A 24,115-nucleotide genomic window follows, 5' to 3' on the forward strand; every position below is an offset into this window, starting at 1 on the left:
AGGATGAAGAACGGAATCGCCAGCAGCGGGAAGTTGTTGACCCCGCGTATCGACTGCTCGATCAGGATCGAGAGCGGTATGTCGGAGAGCACCGCCATGATCACCGCGGCCACGCCAAGGCCGAAGGCGATCGGCAGACCGATGCCGATGGAGGCGAACAAAATGCCCAGGAAGATCCACAGCATGACCTAGCGCTCCCCTCGGCTGGCAGGACCACCCTGGCGGACCAGCGTCAGGCACTGCCAGGCGCGCCACACCGACACGGCGACGATGAATGCCGCGCAGAGCACCAGCGAGACGTTGATGAGATTCCATGGCACGCCAAGGATGGCGGTGCGCCCGGTGGAACGGGAAATCACCAGGTAGCCGCCCCACAGCATGATGCTCATCAGGGTGGCGATGATCAGGTGCTGCAGCAGGTAGAGGGTGTAGGCGGCGCGCGGCTTGAGCCGGCGCACCAGGAAGTCCACGGCGATATGCTCGTAGCGGGCAAAGGCCGCCGCGGCACCAATGAACACCAGCCAGATGAACAGCATCCGGGCCAGCTCATCGGCCCAGGGCAGCGAACGATTGAGCAAGGCACGGCCGATCACGTTGGCCGATACCGAGACGATCAAGGCCACCAGGATCGTCGCGATCAGATGCTCCATGACGACCGTCAGCCAGCGGAACAGCGCCGGGCCGCGGCGCTCCTCGGTATCCAGCTCGAGAGGACGCCGGCGAGGATCGTCGAGATAGACGCCAGGATCGGCCGGCGGTTGGGGAGAGGAACTCATGTCGTGCTCCGTGCAGGGCAAGGGGCACGCCCCTGCCCTGCCAAGTCAGGCGTTGGTTGGAATTATTGGTGCGCTTCGACGATTTCCTGGATCTCCGCGATCAAGTCCTCGCCAATGCGCGGCGCCCACTGGTCATAGACGGGCTGTACCGCTTCCTGGAAGGCGGCGATCTGGTCGTCGTCGAGCCGGCTGATCTGCATGCCGCGCTCTTCGAGCTGCTCACGCGCCCAGTCGTCGTACTCGGCGGAAATCTGAATCTCGTACTCCGCCGACTGGCGTGCCGCTTCCTGCACCAGCTCCTGGTATTCAGGGGCCAGGCGGTCCCAGGTACGCTGCGACATCATCATGATGAAGGGGGTGTAGACGTGACGGGTCTCGGAGCCGTAGTCCTGCACCTCATGGAAGTTGGAAGTCAGGATGGTGCTCCAGGGGTTCTCCTGGCCGTCGACCACACCCTGCTCCATGGCCGAGAACAGCTCGCCGAAGGCCATCGGCGTGGGGTTGGCGCCCAGGGTCTCCCAGATCGACAGGTGAACCGGGTTCTCCATGGTGCGCACGCTGAGGCCACGACCGCCCTGCCCGGCAACGTCCTCGGGGGACTCCACTGCGCGGGCGCTGTTGCTGAGCTGGCGATAGCCATTCTCGGAGAAGGTCAGCGCCTTGATGCCGGTGCCTTCGAAGGCATCGAGCATGCGCTGGGCCGCATCGCTGTGCATGACCGCGACCGCCGCCTCACGGGTGGGCAGCAGGAACGGCAGGTCGAACACCGCCAGCTCCGAGACGTAGGTGGTGGCCGGCGAGGAGGAGGGATAGGTCATGTCCAGCGAGCCGGTCTGGAGCATCTCCATCATCTGCACGTCGTCGCCGAGCTGGCTGTTGGGGAAAAGGTTGACGCTGATGCGCCCTTCGCTGCGCTGCTCGAGGATCTCGGCGAAATACTTGCTGGACAGGGCTTGCGGGGAGCTCTCCGACAGACCGAACCCCATGCGCAGGGTATGGCTGCCATGATCGCCCACCACGTCACCCTCGATGGCAGGCGGGTCGGACAGGTCGGGGCTCTGGGCATAGGCCATGCCGAGGGACAGGGATGCAGCGCCGGCTAGCGTGAGGGTGTTGCGCCAGAAGATCTTCATGGCGGACTCCAGTCGTGTTGTCGTTGTGAGTTGGTGCTTCCCCCCGGTGACAGCGAAGCCTTGGACACAGGCGAGTCGCCGCTCTTGGGATACCGAACGCCGTGTTACCGGTAACATTCGATGTGGAAAGGCTAGCCATGTGCGGGCGACGTGTCAAACACGAAGCCCTCGCCCTGACCTAGACGTTGGTCGTAATCGAACCCCTCACTCCGCGAAGGCACCCGCCTCGCGCACGGCTCGCCCCACTGCCGCCAGCATTCGTTCGTTGCGAGCCAGGTCGAGCTCGCCCCGCACACAGGCCACGATCACCAGGCGCCGGGGCTGATCGCCATTGCCACGGGTGGCGATACCGGCATCGCAGGCAAGCCGGTGCTGGGTACCGGTCTTGTGAGCCAGGCGAACATCGCGCCCCAGGCCGGCCTTGAGCCTGCGCTCACCGCTGGTGGTAGTGGCCATGATGGCCAGGAGCTCAGCGGTTGTCCCGGGGCCCAGCACCCTGCCCCGGGCCAGCGCCTCGAGCAGATCGGCGAAGGCATCGAGGCGGCCGCTGTTGAGGTCGCTGGCGTAGTATCGGCGAAAGGCCTCATCGAGGCTGGATACATGCAGGTCGTACGGATCCAGGTCGAGACGCCGACGCAGCCATTCCAGGCGCTCGGCGTCCCCTTCACGCTTGCTCAGCTCGATGAAGTCCATGCCGCCAAGCGCGAAGGCGTCGGGATGAAGATTGGCATAGGCGTGGCGGCGCACATCCACCAGCGTGGTGATCGGCCCCAGCCCGCCGCGCGGGGTCAACTGCCTGGCCCGCTGGTTGACCGCCTCCAGCCCCAGGTGGCGAATCAGCATGTCGGTGGCGGTATTGTCGCTGACGGTGAGCATCGGCTCGAGCAGCTGGCGTAGCGTGAGGGCAGTTCCCGGCTCTGCCCAGTTGGTGGGTCCGGCGCCGTCCACATAGTCGCTGGACACCAGTGTCAGACGTTCATGCAGCGCCATTTCACCCGCTTCGACCCGCGCCATCAGCTCGATGGCGACGGGCACCTTGACCAGCGAGGCCAGGTACCAGGACGCCTCGTCGCGCCAGCCGAGCCTTGCCCCCGTATCGAGATCGCGCACGTGCACGCCGAGCTCACCGGAGAAACCGGCCTCGAGCAGCGCCAGCCTGGCCTCCAGGCGCTCGCCCCAGGCCGGCTCGGGCCAGGCCTCGACCTGCGTCATCCAGCCGGGCTGCACCATCCAGCCGGGCTGCGCCTGGGCCAGCGTCGGCAACGCCAGAGCCAGCCATAGCAGCGCTCGGGCAACGGCCATGCAACCCGCCCTCCTGCTCACCGGCTGTGCTCCCTGAACCAGCGCAACAGGGCGATCCAGCCCGCCGTCGCGAGGATCAGCGCACTGCCGATGCCCAGCACCTGCGGATAGCTGTAGACCTGCCACGCCTCCAGCAGCAGCCGGAAGACGAGAAAGATGACCACGATATGGAAGACGAATGCCCGCAGCGCGTCGCTACCGATCAGCGTGAGGGGCCTGAGCCAGGCAGCGGCCCGGTTGCTGCCCAGCAGGCAGAGCGCCAGGATCACCAACGCGCCACCTGCGCTGAACAGCATGAAGGGAACCTCGGGGGGATGCTTGCCACGGTTCCAGGCCACAGCCATCAGGGCGTCGTACACGTCGGGAACGGACATCGCCAGGAAGGCGACGAGGAATACCGCCCCCGCTCCCAGCAGCCACGCCACCAGCCGGCGCCGGGTGGCAGGCTCAGCGTACCAGCGCAGGATCGCCTCGCCGATCAGCAAGCCCAGCATCACCAGCGGCAGACGGGCCAGCTGCCCCCAGGTGTAGTGATCGGCGTCTTCGACCAGCAGCGCCTTGAGAATGTCATTACCCCAGAAATGAAAGTGCCTTTCGAGAAGCACCGAGGCCACCCCCACGATCACCGGCGCCAGCAGCCGTGACCACAACGGCATGCGCAACCACAGCGGCAGCACCCAGGGAATCCATAATAGCGCCAGCGCATAAAAGCCGAGGATCTCTACCCAGATGGTGAAACGCTGGTAGAGCAACGCGTCGAGAATGTCCTGGGTGGTGAACATGGGCAGCATTTCGACGATGGTCAGCGCCTTGTACCAGAACAATACCTCCAGCCCGCGCAGCATCAGTTTGAGCCGCCGCCGTGGCCAGTCGGGCGTGGTCACCTTGGGCAGGAAGGCCACCGCCAGGGCGATGCCGAACACCAGGATGAATAGCGAGGAGGAGAACTTGGTGATCAGGTGAATCGGCACCATGCCCCACTCGGGCACCTGACGGATCCCCAGCAGCCCGCTCACCGCGTGGCTGAGGATCATCAGGGCTATGGCGATGCCGCGCGCCAGGTCGATGGCCTCGACCCTGGCGTGCAGTGACGGCAGCTGTGGCCGCTGCGCAAGTCCGAGCATGGCGGTTCCCTCGCATGTGACTTGCTGACTAGCGACCGTCGACTGGCTCCAGCCGCTCCAGCGTCAAACGCCGCCCCTCGGTGGGAGAGTACTCGAAGTCGCCGATGACGCGCACGGTCTCGCCCAGGTGAGGCTCGATCTGCTCGTAGGGAAATATCTCCACCCGGTGCAGGTCGTCGTCTTCGATCCAGTAGTGCAGCGGGTCTTCGAAACGCCTGACCACACCCTGGGTGGCCACTAGGGTGCCATCGAGTTCTTCGGCCTGATTCACCAGCACCGCCAGGGACACTTCGCGGGCATCGCTCGGCTCATCAGCGCAGGCAGTCAGCGCCAGCAGGGCCAGCCCCACCACGGCGCCAAGGGATTTCACTTTCATGTCGACTCCCTCCTCCCGGGTTCATTCTCAAAGCCTGCCGGAAAAGGAGCCTGCCGCCAACCTGAGGTTGGCGGCAGCTGCACTCATCGAGGGACGACGAGCGTCAGGCCCGGCCATACCAGGTCAGGGTTTTCGAGCACGTGCCGGTTGGCTTCGTGCAGCTCCTGCCAGCGCTGGGAGCTGCCGTAGAAGCGCCCCGCGATACCGGCCAGGGTGTCGCCTCGCTGAACGCGATAGAGATTGGCATCGAGCCCTCTGGCCACCAGGCGCTGGTCGTTCTCGAGTTCATCGATCAACTCATCGATGCTCTCTTCCAGCGCCGCATCCCGGCCCCCAGCACGCATCAGCTCCGTCCGCGTAGCGCGAATCGCCCCTGCCGTCACACTGGCCGAGCGCAGGGCACCGTCGAGGTCGAGATCGCCCCCCTCTGCGGCCGGCAGTCGCGCTCTCAGCGCGGCCAGCTCGCGCTGGGCATCGCGCAGCTGGCGCTCACGCTCCTGCAGCCTCTGGTCCAGGTCATCCCTCTCCTGGCGCGCCTGGGCGTCGGCCTCCTCGGTGTCGTTGGCCTCCTCGGGCAGGTCGACCTGCTCTGCCGCCTCCTGCTCCACCGCCTCGGCGTCGTTTTCCCCCCCCTGCTGGGCATGGGCCGCCTGGCTGAGCAGCACGGCCAGCAGGCCCGCCCCCAGCCAGCCCACCAGCACTCCCTGGGCAGAGCGATTTCGCAACCCGGTCACCGTTTCATTCATGACGCAACCTCCCTGACTTGTTGTGTTTTTGTGGCCTCGTCAAGGCCGCCAAGAGGAGCCCGGCAAGCTCGAGCGCTCGCCACACGAGCAGTATGGCGTGACAAGCCGTTGCATGCCTGTTTGCTAATCAACGCATCTCTTCACGCAAAAATATTGCGCTTTTGTTTTTTATGTACAAATATATTTGCAGAAGGCGACATACCCATGCCTGCCTTCTCGAGCCGAACAACAACATCAAAGAGGAAACCAAGATGAAGACGCGGATCCTGTGTGCCGCCATGGGCGCTAGCCTGGCCTTCGCAACCACCGCCTTTGCCGACAAGCTGATCGTCGCCACCGACACCGCTTTCGTCCCCTTCGAGTTCATGAAAGATGGTGAGTACGTCGGTTTCGACATCGACATGTGGGCCGCAATCGCCGAAGACAACGGCTGGGAATACGAACTCCGGCCCATGGATTTCTCCGGCATCATCCCCGCGCTGCAGACCAACCAGGTCGATGTGGCCCTGGCCGGGATCACCATTCGTCCCGACCGGGAAGAGGTGATCGATTTCTCGGACGGCTACTACGACAGCGGCTTCACGCTGATGGTCCCGGTGGGGAGCGATATCGAGACTACCGACGACCTCGCCGGTCGCACCCTGGCGCTGCGCATGGGTACCTCTGCCGCCGACTACGCCCAGGAGCATTTCACCGAGACCGAACTGAGGCTGCTGCCCAATATCGACAACGCCTACCTCGAGCTGCGTACCGGGCGCGTCGATGCCGCCATGCACGATACCCCCAACGTGCTCTACTACATCGCCACGGCCGGCGACGGCGAAGTGAAGGCGGTAGGCGAGCAGATGATGGCTCATGAGTACGGCATCGGCTTTCCCAAGGGCAGCCCCCTGGTGGAAGACGTCAATGCCAGCCTTGCCGCGATGCGCGAGGATGGCCGCTATGACGCCATCTACGAAACCTGGTTTGGCACGCAACCCGGCCAGTGAGCCGGGTGACTCGCCCCTCCCCTGACGAGATCCGAGGTACACAATGAATACGGATTGGTCCGTCATCGTCACCTTCATGCCGCAGCTGCTGAAGGGCGCCCAGATGACGATCTTCATCACCGTCGTGGGGCTATGTGGCGGCATGCTGGTCGGCGCCATCGCCGGCCTCATGCGCGCCTATGGCAACTGGCTGCTCAACTATACGGCGATGGTCTACATCGAGATCATTCGCGGCACGCCGATCGTGGTGCAGGTGATGTTCCTCTACTTCGCCCTGCCGGTACTTGCCAGCATACGCATCGACCCGCTGACCGCCGCCATGATCGCCATCGTGATCAATGCGGGTGCCTATATCGCCGAGATCGTCAGGGGCTCCCTGCAGTCGATCAGCCGCGGGCTATCGGAAGCGGGGCTGGCACTCGGGCTGCCGCGATGGAAGGTGCTGGTCTATATCGTCGGGCCGCTGGCCTTCCGCCGATTGATCCCGCCCCTTGGCAACCAGTTCATCATCAGCCTCAAGGACACTTCGCTGTTCATCGTGATTGGCGTCAGCGAGCTGACGCGTACCGGCCAGGAAATCATGGCGGCCAACTTCCGCGCCGTGGAGATCTGGAGTGCCATTGCGGTGATGTACCTGATCATGACCGGCAGCCTGACCCTGCTGCTGCGCTTCATCGAGAGAAGGATGAAGATTCTATGAGCATCATCGAATTCAGAAAGGTATCCAAGCACTTCGGGCCTCTCAAGGTGCTCGATGAAGTCGACTTGAACATCGACCGCGGTGAAGTGGTCGTGTTGATCGGCCCTTCGGGGTCGGGGAAGTCGACGCTGCTTCGCTGCATCAATGGCCTGGAAATGATTACCGGCGGTGACCTGGTGGTGGATGAGATCAGCGTACTGGCAGGCTATGCCAGGCTGCGCGAGATCCGCCAGGAAGCCGGTATGGTATTCCAGCAGTTCAACCTCTTCCCCCAGCTCACGGCAGCGGAAAACGTCGCCTTCGGCCCCAGGCACGTGCGCGGAGCGAGCCGCTCGGAAGCGCGTGAACAGGCGCTTGCCCTGCTCGACAAGGTCGGCCTCAAGGACCAGGCCGAGCAGTATCCCGACTCCCTCTCGGGCGGGCAGCAGCAGCGCGTGGCCATTGCCAGGGCGCTGGCGGTCAAGCCCAAGGTCATGCTGTTCGACGAGCCCACCTCCGCCCTCGACCCCGAACTGAAGCAGGAGGTGCTCAACGTGATGCGCACGCTTGCCGAGGAGGGCATGACCATGGTGGTGGTGACCCATGAGATGGCCTTCGCCAGACAGGTAGGCTCGCGCCTGATTTTCATGGAACACGGCAAGATTGCCGTCGACGGCGATCCACGGGAGATGATCTCGACGCCGAGCAACCCGAGGCTCAAGGACTTCCTGCGACATGTACACTGACAAGCCGAACGGCATGGAACGCCGAGCCGGACTCCGCTGGCTGCGTGCTGCCGGAAGCCACCGTGAGCTCGGCCGGGCACTGGGCCAGGCCAGCTACCGGGCGGTCCACGAAACCCTCTTGCCCAGTGAGCTGTGGCGAGGCATCACTCACCCACGACACGATGCCGCGGTGTCACGCATGCTGGCGCAATGCCAGGCCAGCCTGCCATGGGTGGTCGAGGAACTCGAAGGGCTGGCCGAGGGGCTGGAACTGCCCTTTCGCCAGGTCTTCGCCTGGAACAGTCGCGGCGACCTGCTCGCCCACTGCCCGGACGGCTGTACCACGGTGGTGCTGCCGGGACAGGAACCCTGCATTGCCCACAACGAGGACGGGCTTCCCGGCTTCGACGGCGACGTGTTCCTGGCTCAGCTTTCTCCCGATGGGCAGCCCGGCTTCCTGGCATGCTGCTATCCCGGCTCGCTGCCCGGCCACACCTTTGCCTTGACCGAGTCGGGAATCGTTCAGGCCGTCAACAACCTGCGCTTCAACGGCGTCGTCCCCGAGATCCCGCGCATGGTGCTGGGCCGAACGATGCTGGCACAACCCTCCATCGGCGCCATCGTCGAGATGCTCGAGCGAGCGCCTGCCAGCGGCGGCTTTCACTTCACCCTGGCCCAGCAGGGCGACACCAGGCTATACAGCGTCGAGATCGGCAACGGCCAGGTTTCCGTCGAGATGATCGAAGGTCCGTTCGTGCATGCCAATCACGCGCTCCATCACGCCGGTGCGCGGGAGGGGCAGACCATCACCCGTTCATCCCGGGATCGTCAGCAACGAGGCGACGAGCTGGTTACCGCCAGGGATTGCGACCCACTGCGTCTGCTGCGTGATACCGGGGGAAGTGGCCTGCCCATCTACCGCCGAGCCCCCGACGATCCCGATCACGAAAACACCCTTGCGACCGGCGTCTTCCGCCTGCTTAATGACGGCCTTGAATGGGAAGTATACGCCCCCGGCCACAGTGAGCCCTGCCATGGCACCCGACGCACCCTCTTCGACTGAGCACGCCCCAGCCGATCTCGAGTCGCTACGCGCTCTCTCCCTGGCCATTGCCAGAGGAGAGAGCAAGCTCCACCTGGGGCCCAAGGCACAGCAAGTGCTTTCCCACTTGATCGATCTACGCGGCGACCCTGCGCTGCTCTCGATTTCGGCGCTGGCCGAGCGGCTGGAGGTCAATCCCTCCACGATCTCCCGACTGGCCCGGTCGCTCGGCTACACACGCTTTGGGGAGCTGCAGCGCATTCTGCTCGGCGATACGCTCACACCCTCCCACTCTTTCTATCGCCAGCACGCCAGTACGGCGCTATCGGCGGACCGCAGTGACCTGCTGAACCAGGCCCATCAGTTGGCCGACGAGCAGTGTCGAAACATCAGCCGCTTCCTGGAGAACCTGCGCGCAGACGAGCTGGAAGCCTTCGCCAACGCCACCATGGCGGCAGGTCGGGTGCGCCTATATGGCGTTCGCCAGTTCCACGCCTTCGTCAGCTTCCTGGCCTATGGGCTCGGCATGCTGCGATCGGACGTGAGCCTGCTGAGCGACTGCAGCCACGGTATCGCAGAAGGCCTGGCCGGCATGAGCGAAGGAGACGTGCTGGTCGCGGCAAGCTGTAGACCCTATACCCGCGAAGTAGTAAATGTGTGCAAGGCAGCACGCAGTCACGGTATCCGGGTGCTGGTGGTGACCGACCTCTCCAACTCCCCCCTGGTGCGCCATTCCGACCAGGCGCTGCTGGTGCCTCACGAAACCAGCTTCATCTCCAACAGCATGGTGGCCTTTCTCAGCGCCGTGGAGTGCCTGGTCAACGCCTGCGCCACGATATCGGGCGAGTCGGCGGCCACCGCGCTTTCACGCCGTGACCAGTTCATCGATGAGCTGGCAATCGAATTACGCTGACAGAGTCGGCCGTTCGGCTTGGCACTCGCGGCGCGGCGCGGCATCATGTGGCCCCTCCATTTCTCAACCTGGGGTCACCATGAGAATCGTGTTGCGCTATTTCTTCCGCGGCGTGCGACTGGCGCTGACGCCGGTCGTGCTGGTTGCCGAGAAGCTCTCCACGCCACAGAGCGTCGAGCGATCCGACGAGGAACAGGCCCGGGTAGACGAAGCGTGCCGTAGCCTGGCGCTGTATCAGTTCCGCGCCTGCCCATTCTGCATCAAGGTGCGCAAGGAGATGGCTCGCCTGGGGCTGAAGATCGAGATTCGCGACGCCCAGCTCGACCCGGACCATCGCCACGAGCTCGAAGCGGGCGGCGGCAAGGTCAAGGTGCCGTGCCTGCTGATCGAGCATGAAGACGGGCGCAAGGAGTGGATGTACGAGTCCAGCGCCATCAATACCTGGCTGCACCGCCGCTTCGGCCAGGATCAGGCCGCCTGATCGGACTCGACGCGATAGAGCAGCGTATCCGCCAGCCGGCGAGCCTGCACCTCGTTCAGGTAGGGCAGCACTTGCCGGCCATGGGCCAGCTCCAGATGCAGGGTGGCGACACCACGTCGCCGCTGCAGCCAGCTCTGTTGCAAGCCGAGTGAAATCAGGTGCTGCTGGGGAAAGATGCCGGTGCGCTGGCCCAGCACGCCGCGCCTGATACACAGGAAGTCGCCCGCCTGAGCCCAGCCGGTGGCCATCCAGCGCAGTTGGGCCAGGGCGGCGGATATCACTAACACGAGCAACCCTAGCCCGGCCCACGCAAGCGGCGACAGGGGCAAGGGTACCAGCAGCCCCAGCACCACGGCCGTGCCCGCCCCCAGCAATGATGCATGACGCAGGAGCAGGATGCGCCGATAGCTCGGGTCGACACGCCTGAAGCTGCCCACGGGCCGATAGCCTTGCCAGAAGCGTGCCGTCAATGCTTCTCCCTGCGACCGGGTGAGTCCCGGCACCACGAAGCGACGCGACTCTGCGGCATCGCCTCCCTGGGCACCGTACTGATGGCATACCAGGTAGCCGCGCCCCAGGCATCGTCCCAGGCCCGTCTGCACCCACTCCACCACCTGCAGCCGCACCAGGCTCAACGCCCGCTCTTGACGATGGACCAGGCCGCTGCGCTGCACCTGGCGCTCCCCCTCGTCATGCAGTACATAGCCGTGAAATTGCCACCAGGCTGCCAATACGGCCAGCACGGCGAGAAAAACGACAACGGCAACGATACCCATTGCCACCGCGATCCAGGGCGAAGCTGGAAGCCAGGCAACGAGGTCGAGCTGCGGCAGGCGATCATGCAGCCAGCGCTCCAACGGCCTGACCAGCGGCGACAGCATCGCGGCAATGAGATAGATGGAGCGGCTGGCCAGGCCATGCAGGACGATTGCCTTGGCTGTAATGGCGTATATGGGCTCCGATCGTGTCTTGTCCGCTCTGCTCGTCTGAACTTCACTGGCCTGCCCTTGAGCCGACGGCTCGTACTGCGGTCGGCTCAGGCGGCGGCCGAGCAGCTCGGCTCGTTCACGACGGATACCCGGCAGCGCAATCCGCGATCCCTCCCCGGCCAACGTCTCGACCTCCCACTGCACCAGGCCGAACGGGCGCATGTAGGCGGGCTGCTGGATGACGACGCTCTGCACATGTCTTGCTGCCACCTTGAATTCACGATGCTCCAGCAGCCCTTTTCGTACTACCAGCACATCGCCATCACAGCGATAACGAAAGCGACGGTAATAGAGCAGACTGATCAGTACCGCAAAAAACAGCAGCAAGGCTCCGCCAACGGCCAACTCCCTGCTCCCCAGGCGGTCCATCATGGCCAGCCCCGCGCCGGCGCCCAGCACGAGCGGCATATGCTGACGCAACAGCGTGGCCCCGCCGCTGAGCATCAATAGCAGCACCGCCCAGGGAGACAGGCGCTGCCACTCGGACAGCTCGTCGGTATCGTCCAGCCGAGCCTCGTCGCTCATGGTGGGCTCGCCCCATCATGCACCTGGCCACTGCGCTCCAGTTGGGCCAGCAGATGTTGGCGCACCACTGCTGCCCGGTCACGGCTCAAGCCCTCGATCACCAGATCGGCGCCACGGCCTCCTGCCGTAAAGCAGACCAAGCGCTCGAGCCCGAACAGGCGCTCGACCGGATTGCTCAATGTTTCTATGTGCTGCAAGCGAGCCAGCGGCAGCACCTGCAGGCGCTGCACCAGCAGCCCGCGGCGATAGAGCAGGTCGTGTTGGCGTAGCCCATAGGCCCGACGGCGCGCTTCGCACCAGCCCAGCCCGACGGCGAAGAGGCCAAGTAGCGCGAGGCCAACGGCAGGCCAGGGCTGCCATGGGGCCAGGTCTTCGTGGAGAAAGGGAAACAGGGCAGCCAGTGCCGAGAGAAACAGCCAGTGCAGTGAGCGCAACACCGCCTGACAGGGCGCCAGGCGAGGCGACACCGGTACGAGTCGCGCCTCCCTCAGCGCAGGCAGGCGCTGGGGGTCCAGTGCAGCATTAGTAAAGGTCACGACGACTCCTTGCTTATCGACACTTTCTCACCCTGCCGGCCAGGCTGGTTAACGCTATGCTGAGGAGGCAAGGATTCATGGCTGCAAGGAGGCGCTCCATCAGCGAACGTCGGCCGCCGTGCCGAGGGAGAACAGTGTCATGGCTATCCCGGCTACCCTCCGAGAATACCTGAGAGCCTGTGATATCGACTACGAGGAGGTCAAGCACGACTATGAGTTCAGCGCCAGCCGCATCGCCCAGCAGTCCCATATCACCGGCGAGCAGCTGGCCAAGGCCATCATGCTGCACAGCCGCTCCGGCTACCGTCTCGCCGTCCTGCCAAGCACCTGCGACGCCGATCTCGACAGCCTGTCGCAGCTGTTCAACGAACCGGTGGAACTGGCCAGCGAAGATGAGATAGTGCTCCACTTCAGCGACTGCGACCCCGGCGCCATCACGCCGGTGGGCCAGGCCTACGGTCTGCAGGTCTATGTCGACGACCTGCTGCGCCATCAGGCGGATATCTACTTCGATGCCGGCGATCACGAGACGCTGCTGCACATGAGCGGCAAGGAGTTCGATCGGCTGATGGGCGACAGCGCCCATGGCCAGTTCAGCCGTCATCACTGAGCGAGGCAGAGGCACTCGCCACCGCCTCTCCTGCCGCTCGCAGCTCTCGCAACGAAATCGGGCCTTGCCGACGGCGAGGCCCGATCTCGTTGCGAGAGCTCAGGGCCGGGCCAGGGATTCCAGGGCAGCGGCCAGGGCCTGGGTAATCCTGGCCATGGTGGCATAGTCCAGGCGGTCGGGCGTATCGCTGGGTCCATGGTAGTGGGGATTACGAAAGTTGGCGGTATCGGTCAGCATCATCGCGTGATAGCCGGTCTCCCAGAATGCCCAATGGTCCGAGCGCCGGATGTCACCCAGCTGCGGTGGCGCCGCCATGCCCTCCGAGGGCACCACGGCATGACGGCGAAAGGCGCCGATGACCTCGTGCAGCAGGCGGCGCGACTCCAGGTTGCTGACGAAGGCGAGGAAATTCCCCTTGTCCGGATAGAATAGGTCGAGTGGAAACGGATAGTGCTGGGTACCGGGTTCGTCACGATAGTAGCCAAGCATTTCCAGCGAGATCATGCCCACGATGTTCCAATCTTCGGCCCTGGCCTGCCGGGCGTAGTGCAGGCTGCCCATCGCATCGCTGCCGAAGAAAGGGGCTTCCTCGTTGACGAACGCGACCAGGCGAAGCGAACGGTCGAGCTCGGCCTGCTGCAGCAGGCGCGCGAGCTCTATCAGCACCGCCACGCCGGAAGCATTGTCATCGGCCCCCGGGCTGCCCCGCACCGTGTCGTAGTGCGCCCCGACCACGACTATCTCGTCCTCCCGGCTGCCTCCCGGAATCACCACTTCGATGTTATGAAAGATGCGATTCCCGGTCGGCACGTCCTGGCGTCGTGGCGTATGGCCCGCCCCGGTCAGCGCTTGTTCGATATAGTCGCCGGCCGCTTGCAAGGCTTCCGGTCGCCAGTAGTGCCGCTCGCCGATCTCATCGGCCAATACCCTGACGTGGCGATGCAGGCGCTCCTGGAGCATTTCACCTTCGGCACCCAATGGCGGAGGTTCGCCCTGAAAAGAGCTTCCGGGCACGTGCAGCATCCACCAATACCCTCCCCCGACGGCCAACAAGACGATGAGGCCGAGCGCTCCCAGCAACTTTGTCGGCAACGAATGTCTGCGCCTCATCTCGAGCCACTCGCGATACGCCGGCTCAAGGCACACCTACCCCAGCCAAATGCTTCCATGCCCTACCTCCCCAAGTCCCTTGCCCGTCCTTTGCGCCTGCACGCCTCATTCAAGATAGGTGGCCCAGCCGCGACTGAAAAGGCGATTGCCGACAAGACGGGCCAGCTTGGCTTTCATGCATCAACACCGTAAAACGGGAAACATCCGGAACGAGGAGACACACCATGTTCAAGTCCGTACTGGTCATCGGGCATTTTCGCGGCATACGACTGGAAATCCACATCAGCTGGCTGATCATCTTCGCCCTGCTGCTTACCACCATGAGCGCGGGCTTCCAGCATCATCATCCGGACTGGACGATGACTACGGCCGTGCTCACTGCCCTGGTGACGGCACTGCTGTTCTTCTCCTCCATCCTGGCCCATGAACTTGGGCACAGCCTGGTGGCGATTCGCCGAGGGGTTCCGGTAAAGGCCATCACCCTGTTCATCTTCGGTGGCGTGGCGCAGATGGCAAGGGACCCGGACAAACCCAACGACGAGTTCTGGATCGCCATCGCCGGGCCCATCGTGAGCTTTGCTCTGGCGGCGGTATTCGGCCTGCTGTCTGGCCTGACCCACGGCTGGTACGAACCAGTCCCCGTCGCCCTGGGCTGGCTGGCAACGATCAACTTGCTGGTAGCCATCTTCAATCTGGTGCCAGGCTTCCCTCTCGATGGCGGACGCGTGCTGCGCGCCGTGGTGTGGAAAGTCTCGGGCGATGCCAGCAAGGCCAACGAGACGGCCTTTGCCAGCGGCAAGCTGGTCGCCTATGGCCTGTTCGGCCTGGCTATCTGGAACATGGTGGCCGGCAATCTCGTCGGCGGCCTTTGGATCATGCTGATCGCCTGGTTCCTGCTCAACATGACCCAGGCCCAGGGTCGCATGTACCTGCTCCGTGAGCGACTGGCCGGCTTGCGCGCCCATGACCTGGCCGAAGCGGAAGTGCCGATGGTCGAACCGCAGCGCTCGGTCGAGGCCTGGCTCCATCACGACGTGCTGCCTTCAGGGAAGCGCGCCTATATCGTCGGCAGCGACGCCGCCCACGTCGAGGGTCTGGTCACTCTCAGCGATGCGCGCAAAGTGCCGCAGGCCGATTGGAGCTCGACCCGGGTCGATACCATCATGACGCCAATCGGCAAGCTGCATCATGTCCCCCCGAGCGCCAAGGCCGACGAGGTGCTCATGCTGCTCAACGAGCATGGGCTGAACCAGATCCCCGTCATGGAGAACAACAGAGTCAGCGGCTGGATCGATCGCCAGCGACTGCTGCGAACTATCGAGATTTACCTGGAGGTGAATCGCTGAAACCGGCCGGCTCTGCCATGCAGACCCGGTTGCGTCCTTCGGCCTTGGCCCGGTAAAGCGCCTCGTCGAGGCGCTTGTAGCATCGCGCCTCCGACTCCTCGGCAGCCAACTCGGCAACGCCGAAGCTGCAGGTCAGGGTCGGTACCGGGAAGAAGTCCGCCTCCTCGATGGCCCGCCGCAACTTTTCCGCCAGGATCTCGCCCCCCTCCAGGGGCGTGTCCGGCAGCAGCAGCATGAACTCCTCACCGCCCCAGCGAGCCAGGACGTCGACCTCTCTCAGCAGCCCACGGCACGTCTGCACGAGTCTGCTCAGCACCATGTCTCCGATGCTGTGGCCGAAGGTATCGTTGACCCTCTTGAAGCGGTCGATATCGAACATGACCAGGCTGAGCGAGTGCCCATTGCGCCGTGCTTCGGCACGCTCCTGCGCCAGCACGGCGAGAAAGCGATTGCGATTGACCGCGCCGGTCAGAGGATCGTGGCCGGCGTGAAACTCCAGCTCCGCCTGATAGCGCTTGGCCTGGCTGATATCCCGCATGATGGTGGCGATGCAGTCGAGCTCACCGCGCTCTGTCCTTCTCGACACGATCAGCTGCGATACGGGAACTTCACTGCCGTCACGGGAAAGAACGGCAGTTTCCGCGTACCAGTAACCGTGCTCGATGGCATGGGGAATACCCTGCTCCTCGATAATCCGGCGCGCCCAGGGTGGATGAGTCTGTTCGAGGGACAGGGTCAACGCTTCGGGTAGCTCACCCAGCAGCTTGCGGCCGGCCTTGTTGAGGTAAACCACACGCTGCTCGGCGTCGGTGATCGAGACGATGTCGGGGGAAGCGTCCAACAGATGGGTCAGCCTGTCGCGATTGACCTGAGCGGCATAGCGCGCAGTCACGTCCTCGACGATGCCGCTGAACTCTACCGTCCCATCCTCAGCCAACTGCCGAAACGCCGTGACCTCGGCATGTACCAGACGTCCATTGAGGGTGAGCAGTTGCAGGGGCCGACGGCTGACGGCACCGTCGCGCTCGAGATCGCCGAGGAACGCCTCTAGCTGTTCGGCGCTTGCGTACAGCGAGGATAGCTTAGCCTCGAACAGCGCTTGGGGAGAATGGGCTTCGAAGATACTCAGCATGGCAGGGTTGGCGGCCGTGAAGCGCGCCTCGGGCTGCGTCGTGTTGCGGTAGACCCCTACCGGCAGCTTGTGAAACAGGTCGTTATACACCTCCAACCGGGTGTAATAGCGCTTCTCGTCCGTGACATCGACGATGATCGAATGCAAGTACTCCCGGCCAGCCAGCGTGACTGGTCCCGAATAGACGTGCACGTCGCGAACTTCACCGCTCGCGAGGCGATGGCGAAACTCGAAGAAAAGCTGCTCGCACGCTTTGGCCTCGGCCATGCGCACACGCACCTCCTGGGAAGACAGGCAGTTGATGTCGGTAATCTTCAACCGCTTGAGAGCATCGAGGGTGTAACCGTAGAAAGCCTCGGCCGCAGCATTGGCATCGATGATGGCGCCAGTGGCCGGATCGATGAGCAGCTTGATCGCGGGGTTGGTGGTGAACATCTGCTGGTAGAAGGACTCACGCTCGCCACAGGTGGGTTGCTCCCCTGGCATCAGCGTCAGCAACCAGGCGTCCTGGCCCTGCCATCTCGCCTTGCGCATGATGGCATCGAAGGGGGGCCTGCCCTGGGCGGCACGACACGCGACGCGAACCTGGAGTCGGTCATGGGATAGCGACGCGAGCTCGGCTTCGAAACAAGCGACATCGGCCGGATCGATAAGCGAGGCCAGGTCACTCTCCTCGGCTCGACCGGCAAGGCGAAAGAGTCGACGCGCCTCGCCGTTGATATACAGTAGCGGCCAGCCCGGCTGGCTTCCCGCCACCATGACCGGCATCGGCAGGCCCTCGACCAGGCAGCCCAGATCTTCGTCTGTCGACGCCACCGAAATCGGTTCATTCACGGCAGTTGATCCCTTGCGCAAGGTGTCCACGCCGTCGCCTGAGCTGGCGGAGCCAGGCAACGATTTATGTGTTGTTATGATCTTCTACGAATACTTGTCTACTAATACTTGGCTACGAATACTTGGCTTATGGTGGGAGAGAAAGTTGTTGTGCAGCCTCTCATACTGAAGATTATGCCTTTCTGGCACGAATAATTAAATCACGCGGTGTCAATTCATGAGTACAGAAGGTGCCAAGGTCCACCCGGTAGCCGGCCTCTTCCAGGCGAACGGCACGGTCCAGCACCAGCCACACCTCCAGCGGACGACGAAACAGGTGGCGCACCAGCTCCAGGCGAGACACCTCAGCCTGACGCCGCCAGCTTGCTTGCTCATAGCTGGGGTAATCGAGACTGTCGGGCAGGATCATGCCCTTGCGTCGGGCCGCCCAGCGACAGAAACCTTCAAAGCTGTCCGGCATCTTGCCGTATGCCAGGCTAGGCACCGGAAGGTAGCGGTCGTCACATCGAAGCTCTCGTTGCAGCGCATCGAAGCCTAGCCGCCAGGCATTGGCCCGTTCGCGTTGACGCCGCACGCCTCGCGGCGCCGTCACGCTTTCCTGTACCGCCAGGGCCAGGTCGCTGCGCTCGAGGCTCAAGGAGTGGCGACGGCACAACTCGCTGCCCCGCCGTGAAACGGGTCGATAGACGTCTTGGCGGGTGCGGTGATAGCAGCACGGCGCCAGGGTCACGGCACTGCCCACGGCAAGGGCGGCCTCCACAAGGCGCAAGTGCAGGTCGCCGCAGGCATGCAGCGCGACGGCATGAGTGTCCGCCGTCAGGTAACGACCGGCGTCGTCGGCCATGACGTCCTGCTGGCACAGCTCGACCTGTAGTTGCTGCCCTGCGGCCAGGCGACGGCCCTCCTCGCACAGCGCGGCCTGCCACTCCAGGGCGGTGACGGGCCGCTGCCGAGATCTTGCCAGGGCTCGCGCCAGGTGCCCCTTGCCGGCACACCAATCCAGCAGGCGCTCCTGTGGCTTCAGCTGCAGGCAGCCGACAAAAGCCGCGATCTGCTGCCATTTGCGTCCGCCCACATGCTGCCCCCAGGCTTCGGGGAGAGGCTCACGAGTGGCGGACAGGGGCGCCAGGCGTACCAGTTCGGCCAGTTCCGCGACCGGCAGCCACGGCGCCAGCGGCGAGTTTTCCCAGGGTTTGGCCTGGAGCCGCTGCACTTCGGCGTCGCTCAACCCGAGCAGCACGGCACTCAGTTCGGGACAGTTCCCCTGCCAGGGGGCTCGACGAAACATGAACGGGGGCGGACGCCAGAACGGCTGCCACTCTGCCAGCAGGGCGGTCAGGCGAGAAAACCGCTGCTCAATATTCGATGCGGGAGGCTTCGGCATCGAACTCCACCGAGATGAGCACGCCCTCTTCCAGCGTGGCCGCCTCCTCCAGCGACCGCTGCATCGCCAGGCTGCCTTCTAGCCTACCGCTGACGTGGGCCTTGTTGCCCTCGACATCGAAGCTGTCGATCACCAGCAGCAAGTCAGCGTTATCCGAAGTGAAGACGGGGGGCTTTGCCGTGCCACCGATGGGATGAAGCACGTCGAAGGCCGCCACCTCTCCCTCGATGAGGGTGATGCTCAACGACAGCGAGTCCCTCACCCGCCAGTGGTCGGGATCGGAGAAGCCGACCAGATCGATCACGATTCGGTCACCTGCGTCGGTGTAGGTCGCGTTCGAGTCGGCCCCCTGACTCAGGATGAACCACTCATGCGCCTGATCATCCAGCAGACCGGACATCGTGCCGACGATCTCGGGCTCCTCCTGCGCGACGGATACACCCGGCAGTGCCAGCAGCGCCAGGGGCAACAGCCAGGTAAGCGGTATAGCTCTCCCTCTCATGATCTCCCCCTTGCCGTCGCTGCGACGGCCGTGTGCCGCATCGGAGCCATTCTCCGGGGCGCCCGCCTGGAAGACAAGCCCCGCAAGAGGTCAAGGCGCCGCAGCGACCCCCGATCAAGCCAGGCAATGAAGCCATTACTTCCCCGGCAGGCGAGATGGTAAGGTCTTTGGCAATCGGGCACCGCGAGCCTGTTCCCCCAAGGCGAGGACAAGAGGATGATCGACTTCTGGACCTGGACCACACCCAATGGACGCAAGGTCTCGATCCTGCTGGAAGAGCTGGGTCTGCCCTACCGAGCCCATGCTGTCGACATCACTCAGGGCGAGCAGCACGAGCCGGCCTTTCTCGAGGTCAGCCCCAACAACAAGATTCCCGCCATTCGCGACAATGAAACGGGAATTGCCCTGATGGAATCGGGTGCGATCCTGATCTACCTGGCAGAGAAGGCTGGACGTTTCCTGCCCACCGAACCCGAACAACGCTACCGCACCCTCGAGTGGCTCATGTGGCAGATGGGCGGCCTTGGCCCCATGCTTGGCCAGGCCCACCACTTTCTCAAGTTCAACGCCGGCAAGGCTGCCTACGCCGAGGAGCGCTTTCACGACGAGGCCCAGCGCCTATATCACGTCCTCGACCGCCGCCTCACGACGTCGGCATTCCTGGCCGGCAACGAGTACACCATTGCCGACGTGGCCTGCTGGCCCTGGGTGTCGCGCTACGAGTGGCAGAATATCGACCTTGGCAACTACCCCAGCGTGAAGCGCTGGTATGTCGAGATCGCCAGCCGCCCGGCGGTACGGCGCGGCTATCACATCCCCAAGCAGGCCAACGAGATTCCGCTGCCATGAGTCGCCAACCCACTCCCAGCGGGGAAAGCAAGCGCTCTCGCTGCGTGCTGGTCACGGGCTGTTCCAGCGGGATCGGCCATGCGGCTGCGCACACCCTGGTCAGGCGCGGCTGGCGGGTCTTCGCCACGGCACGGCGCGAGGAGGATCTGGCGCGCCTGACTGAAGAGGGTCTCGAGGTCCTGCGCCTGGAGCTCGACTCGAGCGACTCCATCGCCGCCTGCGTCGAGCAGCTGCTGGAACGAAGCGGCGGCCGCCTCGATGCGCTGTTCAACAATGCCGCCTACGGTCAACCGGGCGCGGTGGAGGATCTCTCGCGGGACGTGCTGCGCGCCCAGTTGGAAACCAACGTGCTGGGCACCCACGAACTCACCACACGGCTGATTCCGGTGATGCGCGAGCAAGGCAGCGGACGCATCGTGCAGAACAGCTCCGTTCTGGGCTTCGCCGCCCTGCCTTACCGCGGGGCCTATGTCTGCTCCAAGTTCGCCCTGGAGGGCCTGACCGATACCCTGCGCCAGGAGCTGTGCGGTAGTGGCATCCATGTCAGCCTGATCGAACCCGGCCCTATCACCAGCCGCTTTCGCGAGAATGCCTACCGCGCCTTTCTGGCCAATATCGATACCGAGCACAGCTATCATCGTGATACCTATCGTAGCGTCGAGGCCAGGCTGGCGGGCAAGGAAGCATCCTCCGGCGGTGTCTTCACCCTCGGCGCGGATGCCGTGGTCACCAAGCTGGTGCACGCACTGGAGAGCCGACGTCCCAAGGCACGTTACTACGTCACCCTGCCTACCCACCTGTTCGGCATGCTCAAGCGCCTGCTTTCCTCGCGGGGAATGGATCGAATCCTGCTGGCATCGACACGCGACGAACGTAAAGGAGTCTGACTTGAGCCGCTTGATATCCCTCATCCTCATCGCCGCCCTGGCTTATGGCGGCCTCTATCTCTATTACGGGCAAGTGGTCAGGCAGGCCATCGACCAGCAGCTCGAGGCACGCGGCCTATCGGCCGTGGAAGTGCGGCGGGTCGAGTACGAGCCGCTGGCTCCGCTGAGCACCCGCGCCACGATCGCTGCCGAGATCAGCTACCGCGGCGCCGATGCCACGGTGACCGTGCGTCTCGATGGCCATCCCATCTTTTCCGACGAGGTGCGCATGGAGCTCGACGGCCTGCAGGCCCTGCGCCTAAGGTGGGGCGTAGGTGAGCAATAACCGAGGAGATCCCGTATGAGCCATGCCTATGTCGTCGGCCAGGTAACCGTGCACGACCCCGAACGCTGGTTGGAGTACGTCGCCCGCGTGCCGGAAACGCTTTCAGGCTGGGGCGGCGAGATCATCATGCGCGGACAGCGCACCGCCATGCTGGCCGGCCAGCCGGGACATCCCAATATCGTGATGCTGCGGTTTCCGGATATCCGTGCCGTGGAGCAATGGTACGCTTCGCCCGAATACCAGGCGCTGGTGCCGCTGCGCGATGCGGCAGCCCAGGTCGAGCTGGCGGCTTACGAGGGATAGCTGCCCGCGCTTTCTGCAAAGCCGCACCCTCGTGCTATTCTTAGCATCTTTCTCTGATCCACAATGGCACGGCATTCAAGCCACCCATCGTTACAGGAGCACGGTATGGCCAGGGCAACAGCACGGCATATTCTGGTGAACAGCGAAGAGAAGTGCGAGGCCCTCAAGGCCGAGATCGAGGGCGGTCGCGACTTTGCAGAGGTGGCTAGCGAACACTCCACCTGCCCCTCCGGCGCCCGTGGCGGCGACCTGGGCAGCTTCGGTCCGGGCCAGATGGTGCGTGAGTTCGACGAGGTGGTCTTTTCCGGTGAGTTGAACAAGGTGCACGGCCCGGTAAAGACCCAGTTCGGCTACCACCTGCTGGAGATCACCAGCCGCAGCTAGGCCAGGTGGTCGGGCGATAGCCTTGCAACGCCCGTAGAAAAGCCGTCCGTGCCTGCCACGGCGGCTTTTCTCGTTACCCGGCCCTGTGCCGCTGATGTGCCAGGACAGGACCGTGTCGATTCGTACGTTCTAAAACAGGGCTGCCGAATGACCCTCTCTTCCAATCCCGCTCCGCTCAGCATCCCGGTTCAGGACGACATGGCGGCGGGCAATACCGATACCGGCACTCCCATGATCCAGGTCGAGAGCCTTTCCAAGACCTACCGGGATGGCTTCCAGGCACTCAAGCAGGTCGAGCTGACCATTCGACGCGGCGAGATCTTTGCCCTGCTCGGCCCCAATGGTGCCGGCAAGACCACCCTGATCAGCGTGATCTGCGGGCTGGTCAACGCCACCAGCGGCAGCGTGAAGGTCGATGGCTTCGACAACCAAACCGAGTACCGTCAGGCCCGAGAGCGCATCGGCCTGGTGCCGCAGGAGCTGACCAACGAGGCTTTCACCACGGTCTGGGATACGGTCAGCTTCAGCCGCGGGCTGTTCGGCAAGCCCAAGGATCCGAGACACATCGAGAACGTGCTGCGCGCCCTGACCCTGTGGGACAAGCGTGACAATCGCCTGCTGGAACTCTCCGGGGGCATGAAACGGCGTGTTCTGATCGCCAAGGCGCTGTCACACAATCCTCAAGTGCTGTTTCTCGACGAACCCACCGCCGGGGTCGACGTCGAGCTGCGCCGCGAGATGTGGGAGGTCGTACGCGGCCTGCGTGACCAGGGGGTGACCATCATTCTCACCACCCATTACATCGAAGAGGCCGAAGAGATGGCCGACCGTATCGGCGTGATCCGCCGCGGCGAGCTGGTGCTCGTGGAAGACAAGGCGACACTCATGCAGCAACTGGGACGCAAGGAGCTGACGCTGCATCTTTCCGCCCCACTGGAAGCCATTCCCGCCGCTCTGTCCGGCCATGAGCTTTCACTGGCCGAGGAGGGACATGCGCTGGTCTACACCTATGACGTGGCGCACCAGCAAGAGGGCAGCGGCATTGCCGGCCTGCTGGCCGACCTGGAGGCGACCGGCATCCGCGTCAAGGACCTGCACACGCGGCAGAGCTCGCTGGAGGATATCTTCGTTGACCTGGTCAGGGAGAGCGCATGAACCTGCAGTCGGTGAAAACCATCTACCTGGCCGAGATGGCCCGCAGCCTGCGCACCGTGCTGCAGAGTATCGTCTCGCCGGTAGTCTCGACCTCGCTCTACTTCGTGGTGTTCGGCGCTGCCATCGGCTCGCGCATCAGCGAAGTGGATGGGGTCAGCTACGGGGCCTTCATCGTGCCCGGCCTGATCATGTTGATGCTGCTCACGCAGAGCGTTTCGACCGCCTCGTTCGGCATCTTCTTCCCGCGTTTCTCCGGCTCGATCTACGAAATCCTCTCGGCGCCTATCTCCTACTTCGAGATCGTCATCGGCTATGTCGGCGCGGCGGCCACCAAATCGGTCATTCTCGGGCTGATCGTGCTCGCCACGGCGCGACTATTCGTGCCCTTCTCGATCCAGTACCCGCTGGTGATGCTGCTGTTCCTGGTGCTGACCGCCGTGACCTTCAGCCTGCTCGGCTTCATCATCGGTATCTGGGCCGACGGCTTCGAGAAGCTTCAGCTGGTGCCGCTGCTGATCGTCACGCCGCTGACGTTTCTCGGCGGCACCTTCTATTCCATCGACATGCTGCCGCCGTTCTGGCAGGCCGTGACCCTGCTCAACCCGGTGGTTTACCTGGTCAGCGGCTTTCGCTGGAGCTTCTACGGCTCGGGGGACGTCAGCATCTGGGCCAGCCTGGCCATCATCGTGCTGTTCCTCGCTGCAGCGCTGATGGTGGTGAACTGGATATTCCGCACCGGCTATCGCCTCAAGCCGTGAGCCCTTCGTCTACCCACGGATACCCACGGACATCCTCTTCATCCCCATGCCGGGGAGGTATACCCAGCCAGGCTACCGTCCCGGCAAGGCGCTTAGTACCAGGCAAGCCGTTTCGGACGGCCAGGGCGAGTCCCGTTTCAGCACAGTATTGGCTGGCACTGCTGAGCATTCTTGACCATCCTTCGGTTAGTACCGCTCGT

General features: G+C 63.9%; 28 protein-coding genes. 15 read left to right on the forward strand and 13 right to left on the reverse strand.

Features of this window, described 5'->3' with window-relative positions; translation table 11 throughout:
* The 7 genes from H1D44_RS06210 to H1D44_RS06240 form a co-directional block, all read right to left on the reverse strand.
* Positions 1–185, reverse strand: a 185-nt coding sequence (locus H1D44_RS06210) for a TRAP transporter large permease subunit (RefSeq protein WP_181513980.1), incomplete at its 3' end; no start/stop codon positions are given.
* Between the two features lie 3 nt (positions 186–188).
* The gene (locus H1D44_RS06215; RefSeq protein WP_181513981.1) at positions 189–776 is read right to left on the reverse strand and encodes a TRAP transporter small permease; all 588 of its coding nucleotides are present in this window, start codon (positions 774–776) and stop codon (positions 189–191) included.
* 62 nt (positions 777–838) lie between these two features.
* The gene (locus H1D44_RS06220) at positions 839–1,909 is read right to left on the reverse strand and encodes a TRAP transporter substrate-binding protein (protein ID WP_181513982.1); all 1,071 of its coding nucleotides are present in this window, start codon (positions 1,907–1,909) and stop codon (positions 839–841) included.
* A 204-nt stretch (positions 1,910–2,113) separates the two neighbouring features.
* Positions 2,114–3,211, reverse strand: coding sequence for a serine hydrolase (locus H1D44_RS06225; RefSeq protein ID WP_181513983.1), 1,098 nt, complete (start codon positions 3,209–3,211; stop codon positions 2,114–2,116).
* 17 nt (positions 3,212–3,228) lie between these two features.
* Positions 3,229–4,335 (reverse strand): acyltransferase family protein, encoded by a 1,107-nt coding sequence (locus H1D44_RS06230; protein WP_181513984.1) that lies wholly within the window; start codon positions 4,333–4,335, stop codon positions 3,229–3,231.
* A gap of 28 nt (positions 4,336–4,363) precedes the next feature.
* A complete protein-coding gene (locus tag H1D44_RS06235; RefSeq protein ID WP_181513985.1) occupies positions 4,364–4,711 on the reverse strand; it encodes a hypothetical protein in 348 nt (115 codons plus the stop codon).
* An 83-nt stretch (positions 4,712–4,794) separates the two neighbouring features.
* The gene (locus H1D44_RS06240; RefSeq protein WP_181513986.1) at positions 4,795–5,457 is read right to left on the reverse strand and encodes a LysM peptidoglycan-binding domain-containing protein; all 663 of its coding nucleotides are present in this window, start codon (positions 5,455–5,457) and stop codon (positions 4,795–4,797) included.
* Positions 5,458–5,708: 251 nt separating this feature from the next.
* Here H1D44_RS06240 and glnH point away from each other — a divergent pair, with 251 nt between their 5' ends.
* The 6 genes from glnH to H1D44_RS06270 all read left to right on the forward strand — a co-directional run bounded on the left by glnH (position 5,709) and on the right by H1D44_RS06270 (position 10,286).
* Entirely contained in the window at positions 5,709–6,446 is a 738-nt protein-coding gene (gene glnH, locus H1D44_RS06245) for a glutamine ABC transporter substrate-binding protein GlnH (RefSeq protein WP_181513987.1), read from the forward strand.
* A 43-nt stretch (positions 6,447–6,489) separates the two neighbouring features.
* On the forward strand, positions 6,490–7,146 hold the full coding sequence (gene glnP, locus H1D44_RS06250) for a glutamine ABC transporter permease GlnP (protein WP_181513988.1): 657 nt from the start codon (positions 6,490–6,492) through the stop codon (positions 7,144–7,146).
* On the forward strand, positions 7,143–7,871 hold the full coding sequence (glnQ, locus tag H1D44_RS06255; RefSeq protein WP_181513989.1) for a glutamine ABC transporter ATP-binding protein GlnQ: 729 nt from the start codon (positions 7,143–7,145) through the stop codon (positions 7,869–7,871). The genes glnP and glnQ overlap by 4 nt, the downstream gene beginning before the upstream one ends.
* Entirely contained in the window at positions 7,861–8,913 is a 1,053-nt protein-coding gene (locus H1D44_RS06260) for a C45 family autoproteolytic acyltransferase/hydrolase (protein WP_238984426.1), read from the forward strand. Before glnQ ends, H1D44_RS06260 begins: the two co-directional genes overlap by 11 nt.
* Positions 8,885–9,805, forward strand: coding sequence for a MurR/RpiR family transcriptional regulator (locus H1D44_RS06265; protein ID WP_220128007.1), 921 nt, complete (start codon positions 8,885–8,887; stop codon positions 9,803–9,805). The genes H1D44_RS06260 and H1D44_RS06265 overlap by 29 nt, the downstream gene beginning before the upstream one ends.
* A gap of 79 nt (positions 9,806–9,884) precedes the next feature.
* Positions 9,885–10,286, forward strand: coding sequence for a glutaredoxin family protein (locus tag H1D44_RS06270; protein WP_181513990.1), 402 nt, complete (start codon positions 9,885–9,887; stop codon positions 10,284–10,286).
* Here H1D44_RS06270 and H1D44_RS06275 read toward each other — a convergent pair.
* Both H1D44_RS06275 and H1D44_RS06280 read right to left on the reverse strand, forming a co-directional pair.
* Complete coding sequence (locus H1D44_RS06275; RefSeq protein WP_181513991.1) at positions 10,274–11,800, reverse strand: PH domain-containing protein; 1,527 nt, start codon at positions 11,798–11,800, stop codon at positions 10,274–10,276. The genes H1D44_RS06270 and H1D44_RS06275 overlap by 13 nt on opposite strands.
* A complete protein-coding gene (locus H1D44_RS06280) occupies positions 11,797–12,336 on the reverse strand; it encodes a PH domain-containing protein (RefSeq protein WP_181513992.1) in 540 nt (179 codons plus the stop codon). The genes H1D44_RS06275 and H1D44_RS06280 overlap by 4 nt, the downstream gene beginning before the upstream one ends.
* 139 nt (positions 12,337–12,475) lie before the next feature.
* Here H1D44_RS06280 and H1D44_RS06285 point away from each other — a divergent pair, with 139 nt between their 5' ends.
* Positions 12,476–12,946, forward strand: coding sequence for an aminoacyl-tRNA deacylase (locus H1D44_RS06285; RefSeq protein WP_181513993.1), 471 nt, complete (start codon positions 12,476–12,478; stop codon positions 12,944–12,946).
* Between the two features lie 99 nt (positions 12,947–13,045).
* Here H1D44_RS06285 and H1D44_RS06290 read toward each other — a convergent pair whose 3' ends face one another.
* Entirely contained in the window at positions 13,046–13,969 is a 924-nt protein-coding gene (locus H1D44_RS06290; protein ID WP_238984425.1) for a M28 family peptidase, read from the reverse strand.
* 311 nt (positions 13,970–14,280) lie between these two features.
* Here H1D44_RS06290 and H1D44_RS06295 point away from each other — a divergent pair, with 311 nt between their 5' ends.
* Positions 14,281–15,402: a site-2 protease family protein gene (locus H1D44_RS06295; protein WP_181513995.1), complete on the forward strand. Its 1,122-nt coding sequence runs from the start codon at positions 14,281–14,283 to the stop codon at positions 15,400–15,402.
* Here H1D44_RS06295 and H1D44_RS06300 read toward each other — a convergent pair.
* The 3 genes from H1D44_RS06300 to H1D44_RS06310 all read right to left on the reverse strand — a co-directional run bounded on the left by H1D44_RS06300 (position 15,371) and on the right by H1D44_RS06310 (position 19,254).
* Entirely contained in the window at positions 15,371–17,368 is a 1,998-nt protein-coding gene (locus H1D44_RS06300; RefSeq protein ID WP_181513996.1) for a diguanylate cyclase, read from the reverse strand. The two genes, H1D44_RS06295 and H1D44_RS06300, sit on opposite strands and share 32 nt — an antisense overlap.
* Positions 17,369–17,540: 172 nt before the next feature.
* The gene (locus tag H1D44_RS06305; RefSeq protein ID WP_181513997.1) at positions 17,541–18,752 is read right to left on the reverse strand and encodes a methyltransferase; all 1,212 of its coding nucleotides are present in this window, start codon (positions 18,750–18,752) and stop codon (positions 17,541–17,543) included.
* Positions 18,724–19,254, reverse strand: coding sequence for a hypothetical protein (locus tag H1D44_RS06310; RefSeq protein WP_181513998.1), 531 nt, complete (start codon positions 19,252–19,254; stop codon positions 18,724–18,726). Before H1D44_RS06310 ends, H1D44_RS06305 begins: the two co-directional genes overlap by 29 nt.
* A 216-nt stretch (positions 19,255–19,470) precedes the next feature.
* Between H1D44_RS06310 and H1D44_RS06315 the strand changes: the two genes are divergently transcribed.
* The 7 genes from H1D44_RS06315 to H1D44_RS06345 all read left to right on the forward strand — a co-directional run bounded on the left by H1D44_RS06315 (position 19,471) and on the right by H1D44_RS06345 (position 23,915).
* Positions 19,471–20,103 carry a glutathione S-transferase N-terminal domain-containing protein gene (locus tag H1D44_RS06315; RefSeq protein ID WP_181513999.1) on the forward strand — a complete coding sequence of 211 codons (633 nt, stop codon included), beginning with the start codon at positions 19,471–19,473 and terminating at the stop codon, positions 20,101–20,103.
* Positions 20,100–20,990: an SDR family NAD(P)-dependent oxidoreductase gene (locus H1D44_RS06320; protein WP_181514000.1), complete on the forward strand. Its 891-nt coding sequence runs from the start codon at positions 20,100–20,102 to the stop codon at positions 20,988–20,990. Before H1D44_RS06315 ends, H1D44_RS06320 begins: the two co-directional genes overlap by 4 nt.
* Before the next feature lies 1 nt (position 20,991).
* Positions 20,992–21,315, forward strand: coding sequence for a hypothetical protein (locus H1D44_RS06325; protein ID WP_181514001.1), 324 nt, complete (start codon positions 20,992–20,994; stop codon positions 21,313–21,315).
* Between the two features lie 15 nt (positions 21,316–21,330).
* Positions 21,331–21,618 (forward strand): DUF1330 domain-containing protein, encoded by a 288-nt coding sequence (locus tag H1D44_RS06330; protein ID WP_181514002.1) that lies wholly within the window; start codon positions 21,331–21,333, stop codon positions 21,616–21,618.
* Positions 21,619–21,723: 105 nt separating this feature from the next.
* Positions 21,724–22,002 carry a peptidylprolyl isomerase gene (locus tag H1D44_RS06335; RefSeq protein WP_181514003.1) on the forward strand — a complete coding sequence of 93 codons (279 nt, stop codon included), beginning with the start codon at positions 21,724–21,726 and terminating at the stop codon, positions 22,000–22,002.
* Positions 22,003–22,200: 198 nt separating this feature from the next.
* A complete protein-coding gene (locus tag H1D44_RS06340) occupies positions 22,201–23,157 on the forward strand; it encodes an ABC transporter ATP-binding protein (RefSeq protein ID WP_181514158.1) in 957 nt (318 codons plus the stop codon).
* Positions 23,154–23,915 carry an ABC transporter permease gene (locus H1D44_RS06345; protein ID WP_181514004.1) on the forward strand — a complete coding sequence of 254 codons (762 nt, stop codon included), beginning with the start codon at positions 23,154–23,156 and terminating at the stop codon, positions 23,913–23,915. Before H1D44_RS06340 ends, H1D44_RS06345 begins: the two co-directional genes overlap by 4 nt.
* Positions 23,916–24,115: the final 200 nt, after the last annotated feature.

The organism is Billgrantia kenyensis, assembly GCF_013697085.1.
Lineage (GTDB): Bacteria > Pseudomonadota > Gammaproteobacteria > Pseudomonadales > Halomonadaceae > Halomonas > Halomonas kenyensis.